This is a genomic window from Actinoplanes cyaneus (genome assembly GCF_016862095.1).
Classification (GTDB): domain Bacteria; phylum Actinomycetota; class Actinomycetes; order Mycobacteriales; family Micromonosporaceae; genus Actinoplanes; species Actinoplanes cyaneus.
Map to the genome: position 1 here is coordinate 115,668 of NZ_BOMH01000007.1, position 23,408 is coordinate 139,075.

Genomic DNA, 23,408 nt, shown 5'->3' on the forward strand with positions numbered 1-23,408 from the left:
GGCACGTGCTGTCACCGTCGGCGCCGGTCGGTACGTGCTCGCAGCTGCGGTCACCTTCGGCGTCGGCCGGCACGTGCTCGGAGTTGCTGTCACCGTCGGCCTGGTGTGGACGCCCGGATGGCGGGCGACTCCTGCGTCATGGCCGGGAGACGATGTCGTACCCCCGGTCTAAGGTGCCCCGCGTGAACCGTACCGACCGGTTGTATGCCCTTGTCGAGGAGTTGCGGGCGGTGGCACCCCGGCCCCGCAGCGCTCGCTGGCTGGCCGCGCGCTTCGAGGTGAGCGTCCGCACGGTGGAGCGGGACATCTCCGCGCTGCAGCAGTCGGGCACGCCGGTCTACGCCGAGCCGGGCCGCACCGGGGGCTTCTGCTTGGACACCGCGCACACGCTGCCGCCGGTCAACCTCACGCCGGAGGAGGCGGTCGCGATGGCCCTCGCCCTGCGCCGGCTGGAGGGGACGCCGTTCCGGCAGGCCGCGGCAAGCGCGCTGCGCAAGCTGGTGGCGGCGATGCGGGCCGACGACGCGGCCGCGGCGCAGGCCCTCGCCGGCCGGATCCACCTGGTCGACGGGGCGGCGCCGGCGTCGATGCCGCGGGCCGCGGTCGGCGCGCTGCCGGTCGGCCGGGTGCTGCGGATCGGCTATGCGGACCGCGAGGGCGCCGTGACGACCCGGGACATCGAGCCGCTGGGCTATGTCGGGGTTCGTGACCAGTGGTATCTGATCGCCTGGTGCCGGCTGCGTCAGGCGGCGCGGATCTTCCGGACCGACCGGATCACCACCGTGATCCCGACCCGGGAGCCGGCCCCGCCACGGAGGTTCCCGGAGGACGAGCTGGACATCCCGCACGCCAAGCGCGAGCGGTTGTCCCTGTTTGCCAAGATCGCCGGATGATGTCCGAGACGATCCGGCTGGAGCCGGTCACCGCGGCGAACTGGCGGGACTGTGCGGCGCTCACCGTCCATGAGGAACAGCGGGCTTTCGTCGCCGAGGTGAGCTACTACCTGTGCATGTGTGCTTACGGGGACACCTGGCAGCCGGTCGCCGCCTACCGTGGGGACGAGGTGGTCGGCTTCGCGATCCGGGCGGCCGACGACGACGGCAGCCGGTGGATCGGCGGCCTCGTCGTCGACGCCCGGCACCAGCGCCAGGGGATCGGGCGCGAACTGGTCCGGCAACTGCGGGAGCGGCTGATCGCCGAGCCCGGAACGCCGAACGTGGCGCTCAGCTATCAGCCGGCGAACACCGGCGCGCGGGCTCTCTACCTGTCGATGGGCTTCGTGGAGACCGGCGAGCGGGAGGACGACGAGGTCGTCGCCCGCTGGACTCCCTAGCGCTGGTGCTCATGGTTGTTCTGAGGCACGAATGACAACCGTGAGCACCAGCCGGCGGCGGCGAGCCGCGCGGCCGCCCGGGCCACCGGCGGAGTTCGCGGGGGTCCTTCTGACCGTGCCCATCCACGGAGATCGCCCTTTCGGGGTGAGCGTTCTGGGCGCGCCAGCGCCCTGCTCGGCCCGGAAGGGTCCCCGCGGGAGCGACGATCCGGACCACAGCGGACGCAGGCAATGAAGAAGTTGATCTTTTACGGCCGGGACGGTGGGGTGAAGACGCCGAACAGGTTGCCGGCGGGGTCGCTGAGGCGGGCGAAGGTCAGGCCGCTGGGCTCGCGCTGCGGGCCGAGGAGGACCTTGCCGCCGCGGGCCTCGGCCTGTCGGCAGGCGGCCTCGGTGTCGGCCACCAGAACCAGGAAGATCGCCTGCTGGGGGATCTTGCCGCCGGTGCCGTAGAAGCCGCCCAGCGGGGCGCCGCCGTCCGGGCCGGTGACGATCCGGTACGGCTTGCCGTCGGGGCCGATCGAGTCGTCGTCGTCAGTGAACGTCCACCCGAAGACGTCGCCGTAGAAGCGCTCGGACTCCTCCGGGCGGTCCGCGCCGACTTCGATCCATCCGATGCTCATGGTGCTCTCCCTTGACGGAACTCGAAGAAAGTTGTCAGGAGGGACTCTGCGGGGTGGCCCCGACAACGTCCTGTCGGTGTTTGCCGGGTTAGCCTCGACGGGTGAGCACAGCGCTTGTCATCGAGAACGATCCGACCGACGACCTCCGCCGACTCGGCGACTGGCTCACCGAGGCCGGGCTCGGGGTCACCGTGCTCCGCCCGCACGCGGGTGACGAGCTGCCCGACGGCCTGGAGGCGTTCGCGGCGCTGGTCGTGCTCGGCGGGGATCAGAGCGCCTCTCCCGACCCGGCGGGCACGCCCGGCGCGCCGTGGTTCCCGGCGCTGGAGGGGCTGCTGCGCAAGGCGGTCCGGCACCGGGTGCCGACGCTCGGCGTCTGCCTCGGCGGGCAACTGCTGGCCCGGGCGCACGGTGGGCAGGTGGAGCGCAGCCCGTCCGGCCCGGAGATCGGCCCCGGGCTGGTCGGCAAACGCGACGCGGCCGACACCGACCCGCTGTTCAAGTGGGTGCCGCTGCTGCCCGACGTGATCCAGTGGCACCGCGACGAGATCACCGAGCTGCCGCTGAACGCGACGCTGCTGGCCGCCTCCAGCCGGTACCCGCACCAGGCGTTCCGGATCGGCGACCGGGCCTGGGGCCTGCAGTTCCACATCGAGTGTGACGCCGAGATGATGGCCGACTGGACCCGCACGGGCGCCGCCGATCTGGATGAGCTGGGCTATGACCCGGAGGCCGTGGTGATGGCGGTCGCCGACATCCTGCCGGACGTGGAGGAGGTGTGGCAGCCGTTCGCGGCCCGCTTCGCCGCGCTGGCGCTGGGCACCCTGCCGGACGCGGACATCCCGGCCAAGACGTTGCCGCTGCTGGGGCACTGAGGTGGCCCGGCCCACCCGTCTGGCGCGGTACGGCTTCGCCGACAACGGCGCCGAGCTGCTCGGCCCGCGCGGCCTGCGGCTGTGGGACGCCGACGGCCCGGCCGGGACCGACGCGGCCGAGCTGATCCACGCGCTGTCCCGGGCCGCCGACCCGAACCTGGCGCTGCGCCAGCTCCACCGGCTGGCCGACTCCGTCTCACGGGCCGCCGAGCGGGCCAACGGCGGGCGGCCCACCGGCCCCACCGGCGACCTCACCGAGAACGCGGCGATGCGGGAGCTGATCGACGAGCTCCACCGGGACCACGGGCTGCGGCGGCGGCTGGTCGCGGTGCTCGGCGCGTCGTCGACGCTCGGCGATCACCTGGTCGCCAACGAGCAGGAGTGGCGCGCCCTGGCGACGACGAAGAGCGGCCTGCCACCCGACCCGGAGGGCCACCTCGACCTGGACGCGCCGACCGTGCCGGCGCTGCGACGGGCGTACCGGATCGCCCTGTTGCGGATCGCCGCGGCCGACCTGACCGGCGGGCGCGGCCTGGAGCCGACGATGGCGGCGCTCTCCACGCTCGCCGACGAGACGCTGTCGGCGGCGTACGCGATCGCGCTCACCGACCTCCCCGGGGGCACTCCCGAGCCGCGTCTCGCGGTGGTGGCGATGGGCAAGTGCGGCGGCAACGAGCTGAACTACGTCTCCGACGTCGACGTGATCTTCGTGGCCGCCGGCGACGAGGACCTGCAGGCCGGCACCACTGTCGCGGCGCGGCTGATGGAGATCTGCGGGCAGGTGGCGTGGCCGGTGGACGCCGCGCTGCGACCCGAGGGCAGCCGCGGGCCGCTGGTCCGGACGCTCGCCAGCCATCAGGCGTACTACCGGCGGTGGGCGCGCACCTGGGAGTTCCAGGCGCTGCTCAAGGCCCGCCCGGCCGCCGGTGACCTGGCCCTCGCGAGCGAGTGGCTGGCCGATCTGGCGCCGCTGGTCTGGCACGCCGCCGAGCGGCCCGAGGCGGTCGCCGACGTGCGGGACATGCGCCGCCGGATCATCGACAACGTGCCGGCCAAGGAGCTGGACCGGGAGATCAAGCGCGGCCCCGGCGGGCTGCGGGACATCGAGTTCGCGGTGCAACTGCTGCAGCTCGTGCACGGCCGGGTCGACGAGACGCTGCGGCTGCCGGGCACCCTGCCGGCGCTGCGCGCGCTGGTCGCCGGGGGATACGTGGGCCGGCAGGACGGCGAGACGCTGCTCCGGGGGTACCGGTTCCTGCGCGCCGTCGAGCACCGGCTGCAGTTGCAGCACCTGAAACGCACGCACACCGTCCCGGAGGATCCGGCCGGCGTGCGCTGGCTCGCCGCGGCACTCGGTTACACCGCGCTGCCCGGGCAGGACGCGGTCGAGGCGTTCCGCTCCGACTGGGTCGGGCACGCCGCCAACGTCCGGCGGCTGCACGTCAAGCTGCTCTACCAGCCGCTGCTCGAGGCGGTGGCCCGGGTGCCGGCCGAGGCGTTGCGGATGACCCCGGCGTCGGCCCGTAAACGGCTGGAAATCCTCGGCTTCGCCGACCCGGCCGGCGCTCTGCGGCACCTGGAGGCGCTGACCGGCGGCGTGACCCGCACCTCGGCCATCCAGCGCACCCTGCTGCCGATGCTGCTGCAGGACTTCGCCGACGCGCCGGAACCGGACCGTGGGCTGCTCAGCTACCGCCAGGTGTCGGACAAACTCGGCAGCACCCCGTGGTACCTGCGGCTGCTGCGCGACGGCGGCCCGGTCGCCCGGCGGCTGGCCCGCGTGATCGGCCTCTCCCGGTACGCGACCGACCTGCTCACCCGTGACCCGGAGGCGCTGCGGCTGCTCGCCGACGACCCGGAGCTGCGGCCCCGCTCCCGGGAGAAGCTGATCGAGGGGTTCGCCGCGGCGGCCGAGCGGCACGCGGGGGACCCGGTCAAGGCGATCGGCGCGGTCCGCGCGCTGCGCCGCCGGGAGCTGTTCCGGCTGGCCTGCGCGGACATTCTCAGCCACGGCGGTGACCTGGCCCCGGCCCACCCGATCGACGTGCACGAGCTGGGCGAGGCGCTGTCGGCGGTCACCGACGCGACGCTGAACGCCGCGCTGCTCGTCGCCTCCCGCGCCAGGCCCGGCCCGCCCGGGATGCGGTTCGCCGTGATCGGCATGGGCCGGCTCGGCGGGTATGAGATGAGCTACCCCTCGGACGCCGACGTGCTCTTCGTCTTCGACGGCGGGACCGAGTCTGACGCGCACGCCATCGCGGAGGAGATGCGGCGGCTGCTCAACGCACCGGCGCCCGACCCGGCCCTGGGCATCGACGCCGACCTGCGTCCCGAGGGGCGGCAGGGTCCGCTGGTGCGCAGCCTGCAGGCGTACCAGCAGTACTACGACCGCTGGTCCAAGCTGTGGGAGGCGCAGGCGCTGCTGCGGGCCCGGTTCGTCTGCGGCTCGGAGGAGCTGGGCCGGGCGTTCGAGGCTCTCGCCGACACGAAGCGGTACCCGGGCGACGGGCTCAGCCGCGAGCAGGTCGTGGAGATCCGGCGGATCAAGGCGCGCGTGGAGACCGAGCGGCTGCCCCGCGGCGCCGATCCGAACACGCACACCAAGCTGGGCCGGGGCGGGCTCGCCGACGTGGAGTGGGCCGTGCAGTTGTTGCAGCTGCGGCACGCGTACGAGGTTCCGGGCCTGCGCCGCACGAAGACCCTGGAAGCGCTCACCGCCGCGTGCGAGGCGGGCCTGGTCACGCCCGGCGACGCCGAGGAGATGGCGGCCGGGTGGACCCTCGCGGCGCAGGTGCGGAACGCGCTGACGCTCGTCAAGGGCCGGCCGACCGATCAGCTGCCGCAGCACGGGGTGGAGCTGGCCGGGACGGTGCTGCTGCTCGGCGGCGGTGATCCCGGCGAGTTCGTGGACCGTTATCTGCGGACGACGCGGCGGTCGCGGGCCGCTATGGAGCGGGTCTTCTCATAGCGCCGCCGCTATGACGCGGCCGCTATGACGCTGGTCAGGGAGGCGTGCAGCTTCTGCAGGTCCTCGATCGGCATGCCGAGCTTGGCGACGACCGCGGGCGGGATCTTCAGCGCCTCCTCGCGCAGCGCCTGACCGGTCCCGGTCAGCGTGATCGCGAGGCTGCGCTCGTCCGCCCGGTCCCGCTCGCGGCGCAGGTACCCGATCGCCTCCAGGCGCTTGAGCAGCGGCGACAGGGTGCCCGGGTCGAGTGCGAGCAGCTCGCTGAGCCGCCGCACGGTGAGCGGCGACTCACCCCAGAGGGCGAGCATCACCAAGTACTGCGGGTGGGTCAGGCCCATCGGCTCCAGCAGCGGGCGGTAGATCGCCACGACACTGCGTGCGGCCACCGAGAGGGCGAAGCAGACCTGCCGCTCCAGAGCCAGGGGGTCTTCATCACTCACTTGGGGTTCTCCTCAGGTCGTGAGTTAGTCTACCAATAGTTGGGGCACCAACAGTTAACACACAAACCGTTGTTCGCCGACCGCCTGAGGAGAGCGTCGTGGCCAAGTTCCAGGATCGATTCGCCCAGTGGTTCCACGAGACCTTCGACGACATGTGGTTCCGCTCGATGATCGGCCCCGCGCAGACCAAGGGCGCGGTGCAGGGCTGCGACGAGTTCGCCCGCGAGGGCTGGAAAGCGGACCTCGAGCGCCGCAAGCAGTTCACGCGTGAGCAGCGGGAACGCAAGCGCGCTGCGCGCTCTTAGATCAACTTCTGCATTGCCTGCCTCCGCGGGGGTACAGACCGTCGCTCCCGCGGGGACCCTTGCGGGCTTCGCAGGGCCGTGGCCGGCCCAGAACGCGAAACCCACAAGGGCGACGTCCGTGGCGGGGCACGGTCAGAGCAGAGAGCCCGGTCGTCGGGCCGTGCCGGGTGGAAGTTGCCGCCCGTCGGAGTCCGCGACGTAGGCGGTCGGTCCCGGCAGCAGCGCGCTCCCGGCCCCGGCTGGTCCTCATGGGCGTTATGAGGCACGAATAACGCCCATGAGGACCAGCCGGAAGCCGCCGCCGGCGCAGGGCCGCAAGCAGCGGGCCGGCCCCGCTCGGCGGGTGGTCGTATCGTCTGGGCGCCGGTGCGGCCGGGCGTGGGCGGGAGCTAGCTGGACAGCGTGTAGCGCCCCGGCACGGGCACCCGCAAGATCGTCCAACGTCCGTCTCTGATCACCCTGGCGCTGCCTGACACGGTCAGCCGGGGGTGCCAGCGAATCCGCACCCGCACGTCCCCGGCGTCGGGATCGTCCAGGGTGATCGCGGCCGCGGTGTGCCGGACGAGTGTCGCCGGGGCGGTGACGATCGGTTGCGGATCGGCGACCGCGTACAGGTGCCAGTGGGGCAGGACGGCGACGATCACGAGGTATGGCAACCCGGCCGTGACCAGCTCAGCCTCGGCGCGGCCGGGCCAGGCCAGTTCGGCGTCGGGCACCGCGACGTACTGGACGGCCTGCTCGCCCAGCCATGAGCGGTAGCTGTCCGCGGTCAGCGCCACACCCGTTCCGGAGGCGCCGGGGACCGTGGTGAAGAACAGCGGGTTCCGATCGATGTCGGCCTGACGGAGCCAGCCACGCGCGAGCGGAACGTCGCCCAGGTGCGCGGCCTCCCAGTAGTCACGGGTCGGCGGGATCTCCACCCGGCCGGTCAGCGGCAAGGTGCCCAGCAGCGCGGTCAGCGGCCGGAAGTACCCGGCGTCCGCTGTCGGGTTCCCCCGGTCCCGCAGGTCGGCCGAGACCACCGGGGGCTGCCACCAGGCGGTCAGGGCCACGATCGCGACCAGCGCCACGGTGCGTGTCTGTCGCGGGAGAGCGGGCATTCGGGCGTACGCGATCAGCACCGGCAGTGCGAACATCACCGCCAGCCGGGTCGCGTTCAGCCCCACCGGGGTGTGGATCGACGCCGCCGCCAGCACTCCCACCGACGAGAGCAACGCCCCGATCCGGATCGGCCGTGCCGGCACGAGCAGCGCCACGACCAGTCCGGTCACCACGGCGTGCACCGTGTCGTCCCGGCTGATGTTCATCCACCCGCCGTCGGAGAGGAACTGCGCGTTCACCCCGATCACCGCGGCCGCCGGCACCGCCACGAGCAGCCCCCGCCCGCCCGAAGCCGTCCCGCCGGCCCCCGGCCCCGAGCCCGGCCGGCGTTCAGAGGTGTCTCTAGGTGTTGAAGGCACCTCTGAGCGCCAGCCCGGGCCGCGTGGCTGGTCGTCCGGGGTGCTTCGGCGGGCTTGAAGCACCCCGGAGAGCCAGCCGGAACCGTGCGGCTGGGCCGTGCGGGTGCTTCGGGGGACGAGCGCACCGGTGAGCAGGAGCGCGGCGCCGGCCAGGCCGAGGAACAGGGCGACGACGGGACTGGTCGCGGAGGCGAGCGCGGCCAGGATCACCGCGGCGGCCGCGGCGGCGCGACGGGGCAGGAAGGTGAGCGCGAGGAGAGCGCCGAGACCGAGACAGACCCCGAGGCCGTACGTCACCCGCCCGCTCACCAGGTTCCCGGCGAGGCCGGCGACGCCCAGCAGCCCGGCCGCCCACAATCGTGCGCCACCGCCGCGCCGCAGCAGCGCGACGAGCAGCACCGAGCCGAGGACCATCGCGAGCACCCCGGTGACCCGCACGCCGAGCAGCGCCATCACCGGTTGCGACACCAGGCTGTAGCCGAGCTGGTCGACCCCGCCGTACCACCGCAGGTCGATCGGGGTGAAACCGTGCGCGGCGAAGAACTCGGCGCGCGCCACCTGGGCGGCCAGGTCGGAGCCCATCCGGGGCGCGGCCAGGTATCCGCCGCCGAGGGCCGCTGCCACGACGGTGACCAGCCAAACCTCGCGGTGCACAGCCCTCATCGCGCCGACAGTACCGGCTGCCCCGTACGTCGCTGCCTGTCACGGTAGGGTCGTCGCCATGTCCCGTCCGTCCCTCGTCCGATACACGGGGCTCGCAGGTGGCGCCCTATTGGGGGTCGCGGCCTATCGGGGTGGTGCCCATCAGCCGTGGGAGCCGACTGTGACTCCGCTCACGGTCTTCCGCGGGCAGAACGGTGTGCTGCTGCCGCTCTGCTGGGTGTTCGGCGTCACGTTGCTGATCGGCGCGTGGGTGGCCGGGCGGCGGTCGGTGCCGTCGGTGCGGTGGGCCTACGTGACGGCCGGGCTGTGGGCGTTGCCACTGCTGCCGTTCCTGCCGCTGGGGAGCTACGACGCCTACTCGTACGCGTGTCAGGGCTGGCAGCAGGCGGCGGGCCTGAATCCGTACGCGGGCGGTGTCGATCTTCTGGGTTGTCCCTGGGCCGACGCCGTGGCACCGACCTGGCGGTCCGCCCCGGCCCCCTACGGTCCGGTCTTCCTGGTCCTCGCGGCGGGCGCGGCGAAACTGGGTGGCTCGCTGACCGGAACCCTCGCGTTGCTGCGGCTGATCGCGGTGCTGGGCGTCGCGGCGATCGGCGCGTGCCTGCCGGTGCTGGCCCGGCGGGCCGGCGTCCCGGCCGGTCGGGCGGTGTGGCTGGTGCTGGCTTGTCCGCTTCTGCTCATCCACCTGGTGTCCGGGACGCACAATGACGCGGTGATGGTGGCGCTGCTGACCGGCGGCCTCGCCGTGGCCGCCAGCGGTCGCGGCTGGCCGGCCGGCGTGTTGTTCGGGCTCGCGGTCGGTGTGAAGGCGACCGCGATCGTGGCGCTGCCGTTCGCGATCTTCCTGATCCCGGTGTCCCGGTGGCGGGCCGGGCTGGAGCTGGCCGGCGGAGCGGCGGGCGCCCTGGCGGCGGTCTCGCTCGCGTCCGGGCTCGGCCTGGGCTGGGTCGGCGCGCTGGCCGACAGCGGCGTCTCGGTGCAGTGGACCTCACCGCCGACCGCGGCCGGGATGACGCTGGAGCTGATCGGGGTGCCGCACGCCGTCGCGGTGACCCGGGCTCTCGGCATCGTCGTGCTGGCCGGGGTGTTGCTGTGGCTGTTCCGCCGGGCCTGGCGGGGTGGCGACGCGCTCTGGCACGCCGCGCTGGCGATGGCAGCAACGGTGCTGCTCGCGCCGGTCTTTCATCCGTGGTATGCGATCTGGCCCCTTGTTCTTCTGGCCGCGACGATGCGCCGGGACACCCGATGGCTTATCGTCCCGGTCGCGGTGGCGGCCGCGCTCTGCCTGCCGGACGGATACAACCTTGCTCTCGCCACCAAGGCGCCGGGCGCCGTCGGCATGACTGTGCTCGCCGGATATCTAATGTGGAAAGTGCTGCATGAAGCGAATTTTGGTCCTGGTCGTGTCGGCGCTGGCCGCGGTGGCGCTGATGTTCATGGCCTGGAATCGTAATAATTTCTTCGATTCCGAGGTCTATTACGGTGCGGTGCAGTACTGGTTCCGCGACGGCGGGATGGTCTACGACTGGCTGAAGCCGCAGTCGCCGTACGGCTTCACCTACCCGCCGTTCGCGGGGCTGGTGATGTCACCGATGTCGGTGCTGCCGTTCCCGATCGTCGTGGTGCTCGCCTCGGCCGGCACGGTGATCACCGCCGGCGTGCTGGTCCACTGGCTGGCCGGGCCGTTCCTGCGGACCCTGAAGTACCCGCTCTGGCTCACTTACGGGGTCGCGTTCTTCCTGGTGCTGGCGTTCGAGCCGGTCCGGGAGACGTTCAGCTTCGGTCAGGTCAACATGCTGCTGCTGACCCTGGTCGCCGCGGACATGCTGTTCGGCGTGTCGAAGGGCCGCTGGTGGGGTGGCATCGGCATCGGGCTGGCCACCGCGATCAAGCTGACCCCGGGCGTGTTCATCCTGTACCTGCTGGTCACCCGGCGCTGGAAGGAGGCCGGCACCGCGATCGGCGCCGCGACCGGGGCGACAGTGCTGGCCGGTGCGCTCTTCCCGGACGCGTCGCGCGAGTTCTGGACGTCGGCGCTGTGGGACACCAACCGGGTCGGCGCGCTGGACTTCCTCTCCAACCAGTCCCTGCGCGGCACGGTCGCCCGGCTGCCCTGGGACGAGCTGGAATCCAAGATCTGGCTGGTCCTCGTGCTGGCCACCCTGGTCTGGTGGGGTCTGCGCTGCTACCGGACGCGGGACGACGTGGTCGGCGGGCTGGCGCTGACCGGCATCCTGGGCTGCCTGATCAGCCCGGTCACCTGGATCCACCACTGCGTGTGGCTGATCCCGGCGCTGATCCGCTGCGTGGAGCTGGGCTGGCGGGGGGCGAGCCGGGTGCCCCTGTTCCTGGCGATCGGCTCGTACCTGCTGATGACCTCGCACCTCACGTGGCTCTGGGAGAACCCGCCGTTCCCGCCGGTGCAGATCCTGGGCAGCAACATCTATGTCATCTTGAGCGTTGCTCTGCTGATCGTGACACCGGTCGGCGTCCGGAAGCCGGATCCCGCCCCTGAACCCGAGAAGGTCCTGGCGCAGCCGGCCTCGGCTGACGTGCCCTGACCCGTACGTCAGGGCATGTCAGCGCCCTGTCAGCGGTCACCGGCACGGTGTCGGCATGGGAGATGACACCAACGCCGTCCATGTCGAGGGGCTGGTGAAACGCTACGGCGACACCACTGCTCTGGCCGGGGTGGACCTCACGGTCCGCCCCGGCACCGTTCTCGGGCTGCTCGGGCCGAACGGCGCGGGCAAGACCACAGCGGTCCGCATCCTGGCCACGCTGATCCAGCCGGACGCCGGGCACGCCACGGTCGGCGGCTTCGACGTGGTCCGCCAGGCGCACGAGGTGCGCCGGCTGATCGGGCTGACCGGCCAGTACGCCTCGGTCGACGAGCAGCTCACCGGCACCGAGAACCTGCTCATGATCGGCCGGTTGCTGGGCTTGTCCCGCCGCGCCGCCCGGGACCGGGCACGCTCGCTGCTGGCCCGATTCGACCTCGTCGACGCCGCCGGCCGCGCGGCCGGGAAGTACTCCGGCGGCATGCGGCGCCGCCTCGACCTCGCCGCCAGCCTGGTCGGCGAACCCCGCCTGCTCTACCTCGACGAGCCCACCACCGGCCTCGACCCGCGCAGCCGCAACGAGGTGTGGGACATCGTCCGCGGCCTGGTCGCCGACGGGGTCACCGTGCTGCTCACCACGCAGTACCTGGACGAGGCCGACCAGCTGGCCGACGAGATCGTGGTGATCGACCACGGGCGGGTGATCGCCACCGGCACGGCCGAGCAGCTCAAGGCCCGGACCGGCGCGCAGACCGTGTCCGTACGCCCCGGCTCCTCCGACGATCTCGAGAAGGTGGCGGCGGAGGTCCGCCGGGTCGCCTCCGGGCCGGTCGACGTCGGCGGTGACCTGGTGGTCGCGCCGGTGGCCGGGCCTGCCGCGCTGACCGCTCTGGTCCGGCGCCTCGACGACGCGGGGCTGGTGGTCGCCGAGCTGTCCCTGCGCCGCCCCAGCCTCGACGAGGTCTTCCTGAGCCTGACCGGAGGTCCCGCGTGATCGACTGCACCGCAGCTGAGCAAGGGCCGGGAGAGCACGCGAACGGGAGCACATCATGAGCACGATGGCGTTTCGGAACACCGGCACGCTGGCCTGGCGGACGCTGGTGCAGATCAAGCACAACCCGTTCGAGCTGATGGACTTCAGTATCCAGCCGGTGATGTTCCTGCTGCTCTTCACGTACGTCTTCGGCGGTCAGCTGGCCGGCTCGCCGAAGGAGTACCTGGCGTTCGCGCTGCCCGGGATCATTGTGCAGAACCTGCTCTTCGCGACCATGAACACCGGCGTCGGCCTGAACACCGACATCAACAAGGGCGTCTTCGACCGATTGCGATCACTGCCGATCGCCCGCTTCTCGCCGCTGGCCGGCCGGATCGTGGCCGACGTGATCAAACAGGCCTGGGCGCTGCTCCTGCTGCTGGCCGTCGGCGCGCTGCTCGGCTTCCGGATCGGCACCGGCCCGCTGGAGGCCCTGGGCGCGTTCGCGCTGCTGCTCACGTTCGCGGTGGCCGCCTCGTGGATCTCGGTGCTGGTCGCGATGCTGGTCGACGAGCCGGACAAGGTGCAGATCTTCGGCTTCGTGCTGATCTTCCCGCTGACGTTCGCGAGCAGTGCGTTCGTGCGCCCGTCCACCATGCCGGGCTGGTTGCGGGCGTTCGCCGAGGCCAACCCGACCAGCGTGCTCGCCGACGCGACCCGCGGCCTGCTCACCGGCGGCCCGGTGGCCGGCCCGGTGATCCACTCGTTGATCTGGGCCGTGGCGCTAACCGCGGTCTTCGCCCCGCTCTCGGTCCGCGCCTTCCGCCGCCGGGTCTGAGCCGGCCGGCTCGGAGTTGGGCGCGTCCAACCCTGCCGGTTCTGAGCCGGCCGCGTCATCCAACCCCGCCGCTGCGAGCGCCGTTTCCATGGTGACCCCGTCGCCGCGGCCGAACGCGACGTCGAAGCCCGCGTCGCCCAGAGCGGCGCGGGCCTCGCCTTCGACGATCACACCCTCGGTGACGGTACGGTCGGCCGACCCTCGCACCGAGTCCGCGGCGCCCAGCAGGAACGCCGCGTGCTCCGGGTCGCCCCGGCGCAGCGCGAGATCCGCCCAGCCGGCCAGCACCTGCGCGATCACCGGGGAGTCCCGCGTGTCCACAGCGGTCCGCAGCGCCGCCTCGTGATGCGCGCGCGAGGCGTCTGCGTTCCCGGCGGCCGCCTCGATCAGCCCCCGCGTGCTGTGCGTCATCGCCCGGAACTGCGGCGCCAGCGTCGAATCCGCGATCAGCTCGGCGGTCCGCTCCACGTGCGCCCGGGCCTCGTCCAGCCGGCCCTCCGCCCGGGCGATCGTCGCGTGCGCGTGGTGCACCGACGCCATGATCTCCGGAATACCCTGCTCGAGGGCGTACCGCCGGGCATCCTCGAGCGCCAGGTGCGCCTGTTCCCGCTCGCCGCCGAGCCAGAGCTGCACGGCCAGCTTCGCCTTCATCTGCGGCACCTCCTCCCGGATGCCGACTTCGTCGAGCAGCGCGATCGCCTCCCGCTGCCAGCCCACGGCCTGGGCGAAGTCGCCGCGGGCCGCGGTCAGGTCGGCCAGCGCGCTCAGGGTGAACCCGATGCCCCAGCGGTCGCCGACCGCCCGGAACCCGTCCAGCGCCACGCGCAGGTCCACCTCGGCCACCTCGGCCGGCTCCCCGAAGTTCAGCCGGACCTGCCCGATGATCATCTTGGCGATCGCGCGCAGCCAGGGATCCGGATCCTCGGCGATCGCGGCGGCGGCCCGCTCCGCGTCGGCCTTACGGGTCTGGTAGAGCGCCGACACCAGGCTCAGCATCCGCAGGCCCGGGTGCCCGTCCCGGTGCGGCTCCGCGATCTCCAGTGCCCGGTTGAAGGAGTCCCTCACCTCGGTGAAGTCCATCGGCCCCTCGACGCCGTTGAGCGCAGCGAGGGTGTAGGCCAGCGCCAGCTCCTGCCGGTCCACCGGCCCGTCCAGGGCGAGCGCCTCGGCGCACAACGCCGCGCCCTCCGACCGGTGCCCGCACAGCCACCAGTACCAGCCCAGGTTCGCGACCAGCGCGACCGCGGTGAGCCGGTCACCGGCGGCGAGCGCGGCCCGCAGCGAGGCGTGCAGGTTGTCGTGTTCCTCCCGCAGCCGGGCCATCCAGTCCAGCTGCTCGGCGCGGCGCAGGTGCGGCTCCGCCTCCCGGGCCAGGGCCAGCAGGTGGGCGGCGATCGACCGGCGCAACGACTCGGCCTCGCCCGCCTCGGCGAGACGCTCCAAACCGTACTCCCGGATCGTCTCCAGCATCCGGTAGCGCCCGTCCGGGCCGAGGACCAGCAACGACTTGTCGACCAGCGCGCCGAGCAGGCCCAGATCGGCCTCGCAGACCCGCTCGACAGCGGTCACGTCGGCGCCGCCGGGGAACGCGGCCAGCCGCCGCCACAGCCGCCGCTCCTCACCGGACAGCAGATCCCAGCTCCAGTCGACCACCGCGCGCAGCGTCTGATGGCGGGGCAGCGCGGCCCGGCTGCCCCCGGTGAGCAGGCGGAAACGGTCGGCGAGACGATCAGCGAGAATCCCGGCCGGGAGCGTACGCAAACGGGCCGCGGCCAGCTCGATCGCCAGCGGCATCCCGTCCAGCGCGCGGCAGATCCGCACCACCGGCGTGACGTTCGCGTCGGTGAGCGTGAACCCGGCCGCCCGGTCCAGCAGCAGCCGCACCGCCGGGAAACCGCCCGCGGTGGCCGCGTCCACCCCCGGCGGCGGCAGCGCCAGCGGCTCGACCGGGAACAACGCCTCACCCGGCAGGCCCAGCGGCTCCCGGCTCGTCGCGAGCAGGCGCAGCCCCGGCGCCGCCCGCAGCAGCACATCCGCGACCTCGGCGGCGGCCTCGATCAGGTGCTCGCAGTTGTCCAGCACCAGCACCATCTCGCGGGTCGCCACCGCGTCACGCAGACGCGCCAGGGTTTCCCGCCCGGTGCCCAGGAGCACCTGCTCGCGCAGATCAAGAGCGGTCAGGATCGCCTGGGGGAGCTCGGCCGGATCCCGTACGGGAGCAAGCTCTGCCCGCCACAGCGCACCCGGCAGCCGGGCAGCGACCTCGACCGACAGCCTGGTCTTCCCGCTGCCGCCCGGGCCGGTGAGCGTGACCAGGCGATGTGCCCCGATCAGGGCACGGACCGCGTGGAGGTCGGCGGCCCGGCCGACGAAGCTGCTGAGCTCGGCCGGCAGGTTGCCCCGCGGCGTGCCCGGCTGCTCCCGCAGCAGGTCGAGGTGCAGCCGGGCCAGCTCGGGGGAGGGGTCGGCGCCGAGGCGGCCGGCCAGCCGGCGGCGGGTCCGCTCGAAGACCTCCAGGGCGCGGCCCGGGCTGCCGATCCTGCGCAACGCCCTGATCAGGAGCGCCGCGAGCGGCTCGTCGAGCGGATGCGCCTCGACCAGCGCCTCCAGCTCCGGCGTCACATCCCGGTGGGCCATCTCGGTCGTGAGCCACGCCTTCTGCGCCTGCAGGCGAGTCCTGCCGAGGCGGATCAGGTCGGCCTCGGGCAGCTCCGGGTCGCCGCGCCAGAGCCGCAACGCGGCCCCGGGGTCGCTCGTGGCCAGCCGGAGGAAGCGGTTGACGTCGACGTCGTCCGGGCTGGTCAGCAGCCGATAGCCCGTCGGGGTCGCCTCGACGCGCAACTCCGGGGCGGCCCGGCGCAGCCGCGACACCAGCGCCTGCAACGCGTTCGCCGCCGCGGCCGGCGGGGACTCACCCCAGACCCCGTCGATCAGCCGGTCCGCCGAGACGTTGCGGCCCGCCTCCAGGGCGAGCAGGACCAGGAGGGTACGCAGGCGGGCGCCGGCGATCGGCACGACCCGGCCGGACCCGGAACGCACCTCCACCGGCCCCAGCACCGCAATCTCCACGCGGTCGATTCTGCCCGCCCGCGCAAGGTGCGGTTGTCCCGGTCTCAGCTGGTGCTCGTGGTCGCCATGCGACGCGCGCGGGAGCGGGAGCCGCATCGACCGGGGCGCGGCTCACGCCGTACGGGAAAAGGTCCTTGGGGTCGATCTTCGGCGGAGCCGTTCCCGGAAGCGGCAGAACGGCGGCCGGCACCGGCTGAGAGCCGGGCGCGACCGCCGTTCTGGACGTCACCGCCGATGCGGATCAGACGTTGTAGTACATCTCGAACTCGTGCGGGGTCGGGCGCAGGCGGACCGGGTCGATCTCGTTGGTCCGCTTGTAGTCGATCCAGGTGGAGATCAGGTCGTCGGTGAAGACGCCGCCGGCCGTGAGGAACTCGTGGTCGTTCTCCAGGGAGGTGAGCACGGCGTCCAGCGAGCCCGGCACCTGCTTGACGCTGCCCCACTCCTCCGGCGGCAGGTCGTACAGGTCCTTGTCGATCGGGGCCGGGGGCTCGATCTTGTTCTTGATGCCGTCGAGGCCGGCCATCATCTGGGCCGAGAACGCCAGGTACGGGTTCGACGACGGGTCCGGCACGCGGAACTCGACGCGCTTGGCCTTCGGGTTGCTGCCGGTCACCGGGATGCGGGTGCAGGCGGAGCGGTTGCGCTGCGAGTAGACCAGGTTGACCGGCGCCTCGTAACCGGGCACCAGGCGCCGGTACGAGTTGACGGTCGGGTTGGTGAACGCGAGCAGCGACGGCGCGTGGTGCAGCAGGCCGCCGATGTACCAGCGCGCGGTGTCGGACAGCCCGGCGTACCCGGTCTCGTCGTAGAACAGCGGCTCGCCGCCGAGCCAGAGGCTCTGGTGGGTGTGCATGCCGGAGCCGTTGTCACCGAAGAGCGGCTTCGGCATGAACGTCGCCGTCTTGCCGTGCTCCCAGGCGGTGTTCTTGATGATGTACTTGAACAGCTGCATCTGGTCGCCGGCGTGCAGCAGCGTCGAGAACTTGTAGTTGATCTCGCCCTGGCCGGCGGTGCCGACCTCGTGGTGCGAGCGCTCGACGGTGAAGCCGGTGTCGACCAGGCGGCGCACCATGGCGTCGCGCAGGTCGGCGTAGTGGTCGACCGGGGAGACCGGGAAGTAGCCGCCCTTGTACGCGGTCTTGTAACCGCGGTTGCCGCCCTCCTCCTCACGGCCGGAGTTCCAGGCGCCCTCGATCGAGTCGATGTAGTAGAACGCCTGGTTGGCGGAGGTCTCGTGGCGGATCGAGTCGAAGATGTAGAACTCGGCCTCGGCGCCGAAGTAGGCGGTGTCGGCGATGCCACTGGCGGCGAGGTACGCCTCGGCCTTCTTCGCCACGTTCCGCGGGTCGCGCGAGTACGCCTCGCGGGTGAACGGGTCGTGGATGAAGAAGTTCAGCGCGAGGGTCTTCTGGATCCGGAACGGGTCGACGAAGGCGGTCGCGACGTCCGGCAGGAGCATCATGTCGGACTCGTGGATGGCCTGGAACCCGCGGATCGAGGATCCGTCGAAGGCGAGACCGTCGGTTGCCACGCTGTCGTCGAACGACTCGACCGGGATGTTGAAGTGCTGCATCACACCGGGCAGGTCACAGAACCGTACGTCGACGAACTTGACGTCCTCGTCTTTGAGGTATCGCAGGAGTTCCTCGGGATTGGCGAACACACGTCCTCCTGGCACAGTTTTCCGATACCGGGCGGCATGGGCCGCCACCTGGCAAGGCTTGTCGCGACGTTAGGGGCCCGGAGTTGCCCTGGCGTATCCCTATTGTTTCCGTCGTGTTACGTAACCGGATGATCAGGCACGTCATGAGCGCAGCGGCCGACCTCCGGACCCTATCGCGTAGGCTCGGCCGTCGTGGCAGCTTCCGCGAACGACGTACCGCAGGCCCCGGCACGCCCGGAACCCGCCGGTGGCGGGCAACGGCTGATTGCGCTGCTCATCGACTGGATTCTCTGCCTGCTGGTGGCCAGTCTCTACGCCAGCCCGTACCGTGCTTCGTGGCCGCCGGTCGTCCTGCTGATCGTGGTCAACACGGTCTTCATCGGAGTGTTCGCGCAGACGCCCGGCATGCGACTGACCCGGCTGCGGTGCGTCTCCTATGCCGACGGGGGCGCGATCGGGGTGCTGCGCGGGCTGTACCGGGCGGTGCTGCTGGCGCTGCTGATTCCGGCGCTGATCGCCGACGGTGAGGGACGTGGGCTGCACGACCGCGCCGCCGGCTCGATCGTGGTCCGCTCCCCGTCAGCGCGCTGACCGGCCCAGACTTGTCGCATCCCCGGGACGGAAACGGCCGGAGGACAGGATGTGCTCCTCGACGAATTGAAAGACCGACCTGTCCAGTACGTCGTTGCGGCGTACCCGTGGATTCGAGCCCGACGCGATCTCGGCCAGTTCCCACAGCTCGCCGGTGAACGTGGCGAACTGTTCCCCGGTCACGTAGAAGACGGTGGCCGGCTCGTCGGGCACACCGACCTCACGAATCGTCCCGGCGCGGGCGTCGTCGGGTGTGACCGAGTAGGGCGAGTGCAGCAACTCGCACCAGCGGACCTCGTCGGCGGTGGTGAACTCGTGTTCCCGGGGTGGGCGCTCGGCGGCCAGCGGCGGCGGCTCGGCCGGCACCGCCGGCACGACCTTGACGAGCCCGTGCAGGTTGAGTGCCACCGAGAAGATGTTCTCGTGCAGCGTCCGGTCGCGGGGCGAGTCGTACTCCCACTCGTCCGGATACACCTGGACCGTGTAGTTGGACGGACTGCCGATCTTCACCACGACTACAGGTCCTCCGGGTGTTTCGAAGCCTCGGTGCGCCCGGCGCTCCGCAGGTCACGAGGGTCGAGCAACGGCGAGGTGAGCACCCGGTCCTCGATGAAGCGGATGACCGGGTGATCCAGCACCTTGTCGCGCCGGACCACGGAGTGGACATTGCCCGCCTCGGTGTCGGCGAGCGCCGCCAGGTCGTCGAGAAGCACCGCGAACTCGGCCGGGCTGACGTAGAACACCACCGCCTGCTGCTGATCCTCCCACGCCCAGGGCCTGATGAAACGTTCGGTCCGGCCGGCCAGCGCCACGTTCGGGGTCACGGTGTACCACGAGTGCAGCAACAACGCCAGGCGGACCATCTCCGGGTCGGTGAGGTCGCCGTCCTCCTCGGGCGGGAGCGACGACTCCAGCCACGGGGGCCCGAGTCGGCTGAGGTCGTCGACGAAGGTGAACTCCGGGAGCATGTTGAGGGTGACCGTGTAGACCCCGCGATACAGCGCGGACCTCTCCGGCTCGTCCTCCCAGCCGGCGAACCGTACGCGGACGTAGTAGTTCGCCGGTGTCCCGAACTTCACCATCTCACTGGCCGCCGAGCACGCGGCGGATCTCCGGCTCGTAGACCGGCTCGTCGCGCTTGCTGGTCACCACGCCGCCGCCTGGGGTCTGCACCTCGAACGCCTGCTCGTCGGTGACGATGGTGGACTCGTCGTCCACCCGGTGCTGCGCGAGCGCCGGGTCGCTGACGGTCCGGCGCTTGGTGAGCTCGGGCGCGTCGGCGTCCGGCCGGGCGGCCTCGTGCGCCCGGTTCGCGGCGTGGCTGCGCAGTCCGCGGGGGATCTCCTCGAGCCCGGAGACCCGGGAGCCGGTGGGCGGGACGCCCGGCGCCGACAGCGTGCCGGTGCCGGCCTCGGCCCGGGCTTCCTCGGTGCCGAAGTAGTCGGCCCACGCGGTGGTACGCCGCTGTCGGTCACGCTCGGTCTCGTCCCGGCGCCGGCCCGGCGGCGGGGTGGCGGGTGTGCTCGGCCGGTTCAGCACCGGCGGGGCGGCGCCCTCCGGACGGAACGCGTCGCCGCTGCCCGCCGTGGCGCCCGGGCGCAGTTCCTCGGTGCTGCCGGGCCGCCGCCTGTCGCGGTTCCCGGCCGGGTTCTTGAGCACCGGAGGCATCGTGCTGCCCGGCGGACGGCCGAACGTCTCCTCGCCGTCACCGGGCAGGTGGGGCCGGGTGCTCGACTCATCGTTGCGCCGCCGGTCGCCGCGGCCGGGCAGATTGGGCGTACTGCCCGGGGTGCCGCCGCCGCGGCGCAGCGTGCGACCCGGTGGCTGGCCGAGGCCGGGCGGCTGCCCGGGGCCACGGCTGAACGCGTTGCGCCCGAGCTGGCCGGGATTCGGCGAGGTGGTGCCGGGCGGTAGCCCGGGTGTCTTCCGGCCGGCGCCGGGTGGCAGGGCCGGCGGCTGGACCCCGGGCTTGAGGAGGCCCGGAGCCAGCGGCAGCTGACCCGGAACGACGGCCGGAAGCCCGGGCGGAAGTCCCGGCGGCAAGCCGGGCGGCAGGCCCGGCTGGTTCCCGGCGCCCGGCACCGGCGCGGGGGTGTTGCCCGGCGGCTCGGTCAGCCCCGGCGCGGGGTTGTTGAACGTCGGCTGGGTCGGGAGCGGCGGGTTCGCCGGTGGGGCGGCCGGCGGAGCCGCGGGCGGGAGCGCCGGGGGTGCCGCGGGCGGCGGGGGCGCCCCGCCCAGGCTGGGCGGAGCCCCCAGCGGCGGCATGCCGGGTTCGTTCACCACCGCGTTCATCGGCTTGATCGGCGGACCGGCGCCCTGGGAGAAGTAGGTCAGCATGTCGTAGTACTGATTGCCGTACTTGAAAGCGAGTTCCTGGGCCTTGGTCCGGTAGTCGTTCTTGACTACCTCGATGTCCTCGTGGGCTTCTTCCTTGACGGCCTGACCGGGGGTCGGGGGAAGCCAGTCGCCGTGGGTGAAGAAGGCGCCGACACCCTCCCAGAAGCCGATCTGGCTGGCCGTGTCCAGGTCCCGGCGGTAATCCGCGGTCAGCTTGTCCATCTCGTCGCGCGCGTTCTGCGAGATGTGCGCCGCGTGCCGGAGGGTGTTCCGGTTGATCTGGGCGGCCTCGATCCACAGATCGAGATAGGCGAGCGTCTCACCCGGCCCGCGCTTGAGGAACTCCGCGGCGGCCTTCGGCGACTTCCACTGTTCCTGCAGCTCCGTGCTGCGGGCCAGGACGAAGTACTTGATGTTCTCCAGGAAGGTGACCGCGTTGTCCCACTGGTCGGCCAGCGCGTCCATGTCCTCCGGGTGCATGTTGTAGACCTTGCGCTGGACGTCCTCGAAGGTCAGCGAGTTGCTCTCGCCGGCGGGGTCCGTGAACTGCGTGGTCGGGAAGTCCGGATTCGTGTACGACGGGTACTGGGCGTACGGGCTCCAGCCGTAGTTCGGGTTGGCCGTGGCGTCGAAGTAACCGGACATGATCAGCCCGTCATCTCTTTGGTGAGCGGGTCGTACTCCGACGCGATGTCGGTGGTGACGCCGAGCTGGCCCTGGGTCTGCTTGCCGACCACGACCTTGTCGGTCTCGGTGGTGGTGATGCGCGTCTCACCGGACTTGGCGTCCTTGGTCGTGGTCACCTTCTCGGCCTTCTCCGTGGTGACCCCGTCCTGGTCCACGCTGGTGGTGCGCGTGTTGGTCACATTGCCCTTGGCGTCACGGGTCTCTACCAGCTGGTGACTTACGTCCCTGTTCACGGTGCCGCCATCCGGCGAGCAGATCGTCTGGTAAGCCGTGGTCTCCTTGGTGCTGCCGGTCGGCTTGCCCTTGGCGTCGTACGACTGTGTGGTCGTGACCTGCGTGTGGGTCCGATCGTCGAAGGTGACCGTGGTGTGCACCGAGGACTGCGACGTGATCTTGTTGTTCTTGTCGTAGACGACGGTGGTGACGGTCTTGCCGCCGCCGTTGACGGTGGTGGTGATCACTTCACGGCGCTCGCCGTGCGGCCCGGTCGACGTCTGCACCGTCTGATACGGCCCCACCTGCTTTGTCTCGCCGTCTTCCCACAGCGCGCTGCCCGGGTCCTGCAGCGGCTTCTCCTTCTCCTTCGCCAACTGCTCGAAGTACGTCTGGCCGATGCCCTTGGGCAGCCCGGCCGGCCGGGGGACGTCCTCGCCGAACGCGAAGAGCACGCTGTTCAGCGAGGCCGCGGACATGGCGTCGTTCGCCTCGTACGAGTCGGCGACGGTCTGTGCCGCCATGCCCACGTTGTGCAGCATCTGGCCGAGCGTGCCGAGGTAGGCGAAGAACTCCGCGGCGTTGCCCGTGACCCGTGCCTGCGCGGCGGCGGCCTCGCCCAGCGTGTCCCCGCTCCACGCCTTGCCCGGCATGGACTGCAGGTGGGACAGGTGCATGGAGCGCGTGGAGATGTCGTTCTCCTGGTCGACCATGTGCTTCGCGTACGCCCGCAGGCCCTCGAGATCGACCTTCAGCGGCGGCCCGCCGTCGAGCCACTTGACGTCGCCAGTGTTCTTCGCGGTGACGTCCGGATGGAGGTTCGTCTCGCCGGAATATGGGTTCACGTACGGGTCGTTGCCGCTCATCGCGCCTCCCCCGGATCGGGCCGTGCAGCTCGCCCTCGGACGGTATCGCGCCCGAGCGCTGAGCGGGTGACGGTATAGAGTACGCCGCCGTCTCGGCACGGGTTCGAACCGTTCGCGGGTCGCCGGTGTACGTGATGGCATAGAACCGACAGCGTGCCGAGCGGGGTGGCCGGGGAAGCCGATCCTGGTTACCTTCGGGACATCACGGGTGTTTCGGGGTCGCTCCCAGCGTGCGCCGACTATCAGAATCGGGGTGAACCACCTTGTCAGGAACTCCGGGTATGGGTCAGGTCCATGCCACTCAGGAGCAGCTGAACGCGATGGCGCAGCGGTGCGAGGACACCGGCCAGAGCATCGCGCGGGGCATGGCCCACTTGCTCGACCGGATTCAGTCCCTCGGTGGCGCCGGCTTCCAGGGCACCGCGAACAACGCGCTGCAGGACGTCTCCGTTCAGCTCAACGACGGTCTGACGAAGATCATCAACGCGCTCGACGAGCTGGCCGGCAAGATGAGCAACGCCTCCAAGCAGTACGGCCAGCACGACGAGGACGCCGCTCAGGAGATCCGTTCCGCGGCCGCCTCCACGGGCGACAGCTCTGTCATCAGCATCCTGCGCGGCTGAGCGCGTAGCGGAGATCGGAGACCGGATCATGAGCATCACCTACAACTTCGGGCAGATCAACGACGTCGCGCAGGCCATCGGCACCTACGAGGGCCAGATGGACCAGCAGCTGAACGACCTCTACGGGGAGTTCACGCGGCTGTTCGCGCAGGACTGGACCGGTTCCGCGGGCGAGGCCTGCGACCAGGCCCGGCAGAAGTGGAACCAGGGCGCCAACGAGATCAAGGCCGCTCTCCAGTCGGTCGGCGTCAAGCTCGGCGCCTCGGCCGAGCGGATGCAGCAGATCGACCAGCAGATCGCGGCCGGGATGTGATTCG

Annotated in this window: 21 protein-coding genes; 12 read left to right on the forward strand and 9 right to left on the reverse strand. The window is 71.7% G+C overall.

Translation table 11 applies throughout. The annotated features are described in order from the left end of the window. Nucleotides 1-182: 182 nt before the first annotated feature. Both Acy02nite_RS04950 and Acy02nite_RS04955 read left to right on the forward strand, forming a co-directional pair. Entirely contained in the window at nt 183-893 is a 711-nt protein-coding gene (locus Acy02nite_RS04950) for a helix-turn-helix transcriptional regulator (RefSeq protein WP_203738587.1), read from the forward strand. Then, nucleotides 890-1,333: a GNAT family N-acetyltransferase gene (locus Acy02nite_RS04955; RefSeq protein ID WP_239174240.1), complete on the forward strand. Its 444-nt coding sequence runs from the start codon at nt 890-892 to the stop codon at nt 1,331-1,333. The genes Acy02nite_RS04950 and Acy02nite_RS04955 overlap by 4 nt, the downstream gene beginning before the upstream one ends. Before the next feature lie 248 nt (nt 1,334-1,581). Here Acy02nite_RS04955 and Acy02nite_RS04960 read toward each other — a convergent pair whose 3' ends face one another. After that, nucleotides 1,582-1,956 carry a VOC family protein gene (locus tag Acy02nite_RS04960; protein WP_203738588.1) on the reverse strand — a complete coding sequence of 125 codons (375 nt, stop codon included), beginning with the start codon at nt 1,954-1,956 and terminating at the stop codon, nt 1,582-1,584. Nucleotides 1,957-2,057: 101 nt separating this feature from the next. Between Acy02nite_RS04960 and Acy02nite_RS04965 the strand changes: the two genes are divergently transcribed. Next, nucleotides 2,058-2,831: a type 1 glutamine amidotransferase gene (locus Acy02nite_RS04965; protein ID WP_203738589.1), complete on the forward strand. Its 774-nt coding sequence runs from the start codon at nt 2,058-2,060 to the stop codon at nt 2,829-2,831. 1 nt (nt 2,832) lies between these two features. Continuing rightward, nucleotides 2,833-5,799: a bifunctional [glutamine synthetase] adenylyltransferase/[glutamine synthetase]-adenylyl-L-tyrosine phosphorylase gene (locus Acy02nite_RS04970; protein ID WP_203738590.1), complete on the forward strand. Its 2,967-nt coding sequence runs from the start codon at nt 2,833-2,835 to the stop codon at nt 5,797-5,799. An 8-nt stretch (nt 5,800-5,807) separates the two neighbouring features. Here the strand turns inward: Acy02nite_RS04970 and Acy02nite_RS04975 are convergent, their stop codons facing one another. Beyond that, nucleotides 5,808-6,239: a MarR family winged helix-turn-helix transcriptional regulator gene (locus tag Acy02nite_RS04975; RefSeq protein WP_203738591.1), complete on the reverse strand. Its 432-nt coding sequence runs from the start codon at nt 6,237-6,239 to the stop codon at nt 5,808-5,810. A gap of 98 nt (nt 6,240-6,337) precedes the next feature. On the opposite strand from Acy02nite_RS04975, the gene Acy02nite_RS04980 reads away from it, so the two are divergent. Beyond that, nucleotides 6,338-6,544, forward strand: a complete 207-nt coding sequence (locus Acy02nite_RS04980; RefSeq protein WP_203738880.1) for a hypothetical protein — start codon at nt 6,338-6,340, stop codon at nt 6,542-6,544. A gap of 389 nt (nt 6,545-6,933) precedes the next feature. Here Acy02nite_RS04980 and Acy02nite_RS04985 read toward each other — a convergent pair whose 3' ends face one another. Then, nucleotides 6,934-8,667: a hypothetical protein gene (locus tag Acy02nite_RS04985; RefSeq protein ID WP_203738592.1), complete on the reverse strand. Its 1,734-nt coding sequence runs from the start codon at nt 8,665-8,667 to the stop codon at nt 6,934-6,936. A 58-nt stretch (nt 8,668-8,725) separates the two neighbouring features. Here Acy02nite_RS04985 and mptB point away from each other — a divergent pair, with 58 nt between their 5' ends. The 4 genes from mptB to Acy02nite_RS05005 all read left to right on the forward strand — a co-directional run bounded on the left by mptB (nt 8,726) and on the right by Acy02nite_RS05005 (nt 13,039). Further along, a complete protein-coding gene (gene mptB / locus Acy02nite_RS04990) occupies nt 8,726-10,120 on the forward strand; it encodes a polyprenol phosphomannose-dependent alpha 1,6 mannosyltransferase MptB (protein ID WP_203738593.1) in 1,395 nt (464 codons plus the stop codon). After that, nucleotides 10,047-11,228 (forward strand): glycosyltransferase 87 family protein, encoded by a 1,182-nt coding sequence (locus Acy02nite_RS04995; protein ID WP_203738594.1) that lies wholly within the window; start codon nt 10,047-10,049, stop codon nt 11,226-11,228. Before mptB ends, Acy02nite_RS04995 begins: the two co-directional genes overlap by 74 nt. 55 nt (nt 11,229-11,283) lie before the next feature. After that, complete coding sequence (locus Acy02nite_RS05000; protein WP_203738595.1) at nt 11,284-12,222, forward strand: ATP-binding cassette domain-containing protein; 939 nt, start codon at nt 11,284-11,286, stop codon at nt 12,220-12,222. A 64-nt stretch (nt 12,223-12,286) separates the two neighbouring features. After that, entirely contained in the window at nt 12,287-13,039 is a 753-nt protein-coding gene (locus tag Acy02nite_RS05005) for an ABC transporter permease (RefSeq protein WP_239174242.1), read from the forward strand. On the opposite strand, the gene Acy02nite_RS05010 is transcribed toward Acy02nite_RS05005, so the two are convergent. Continuing rightward, nucleotides 12,986-16,108 (reverse strand): ATP-binding protein, encoded by a 3,123-nt coding sequence (locus Acy02nite_RS05010; protein WP_203738597.1) that lies wholly within the window; start codon nt 16,106-16,108, stop codon nt 12,986-12,988. The two genes, Acy02nite_RS05005 and Acy02nite_RS05010, sit on opposite strands and share 54 nt — an antisense overlap. Before the next feature lie 241 nt (nt 16,109-16,349). Next, nucleotides 16,350-17,774, reverse strand: coding sequence for a type I glutamate--ammonia ligase (gene glnA, locus Acy02nite_RS05015; protein ID WP_203738598.1), 1,425 nt, complete (start codon nt 17,772-17,774; stop codon nt 16,350-16,352). Nucleotides 17,775-17,966: 192 nt separating this feature from the next. Between glnA and Acy02nite_RS05020 the strand changes: the two genes are divergently transcribed. Then, nucleotides 17,967-18,365, forward strand: a complete 399-nt coding sequence (locus Acy02nite_RS05020; RefSeq protein WP_203738599.1) for an RDD family protein — start codon at nt 17,967-17,969, stop codon at nt 18,363-18,365. Here the strand turns inward: Acy02nite_RS05020 and Acy02nite_RS05025 are convergent. The 4 genes from Acy02nite_RS05025 to Acy02nite_RS05040 are packed head-to-tail and all read right to left on the reverse strand — an operon-like array spanning nt 18,354 to nt 22,468. Then, nucleotides 18,354-18,875: a hypothetical protein gene (locus Acy02nite_RS05025; RefSeq protein WP_203738600.1), complete on the reverse strand. Its 522-nt coding sequence runs from the start codon at nt 18,873-18,875 to the stop codon at nt 18,354-18,356. The two genes, Acy02nite_RS05020 and Acy02nite_RS05025, sit on opposite strands and share 12 nt — an antisense overlap. A 5-nt stretch (nt 18,876-18,880) precedes the next feature. Next, on the reverse strand, nt 18,881-19,447 hold the full coding sequence (locus Acy02nite_RS05030; protein ID WP_203738601.1) for a hypothetical protein: 567 nt from the start codon (nt 19,445-19,447) through the stop codon (nt 18,881-18,883). A 1-nt stretch (nt 19,448) separates the two neighbouring features. Further along, nucleotides 19,449-21,347 carry a hypothetical protein gene (locus Acy02nite_RS05035; RefSeq protein ID WP_203738602.1) on the reverse strand — a complete coding sequence of 633 codons (1,899 nt, stop codon included), beginning with the start codon at nt 21,345-21,347 and terminating at the stop codon, nt 19,449-19,451. A gap of 2 nt (nt 21,348-21,349) precedes the next feature. Beyond that, nucleotides 21,350-22,468 carry a WXG100 family type VII secretion target gene (locus Acy02nite_RS05040; RefSeq protein ID WP_203738603.1) on the reverse strand — a complete coding sequence of 373 codons (1,119 nt, stop codon included), beginning with the start codon at nt 22,466-22,468 and terminating at the stop codon, nt 21,350-21,352. Nucleotides 22,469-22,749: 281 nt separating this feature from the next. Between Acy02nite_RS05040 and Acy02nite_RS05045 the strand changes: the two genes are divergently transcribed. Together Acy02nite_RS05045 and Acy02nite_RS05050 are read left to right on the forward strand one after the other, a co-directional pair. Then, nucleotides 22,750-23,091 (forward strand): WXG100 family type VII secretion target, encoded by a 342-nt coding sequence (locus Acy02nite_RS05045; RefSeq protein WP_203738604.1) that lies wholly within the window; start codon nt 22,750-22,752, stop codon nt 23,089-23,091. Nucleotides 23,092-23,119: 28 nt separating this feature from the next. Then, a complete protein-coding gene (locus tag Acy02nite_RS05050) occupies nt 23,120-23,404 on the forward strand; it encodes a WXG100 family type VII secretion target (RefSeq protein WP_203738605.1) in 285 nt (94 codons plus the stop codon). Nucleotides 23,405-23,408: the final 4 nt, after the last annotated feature.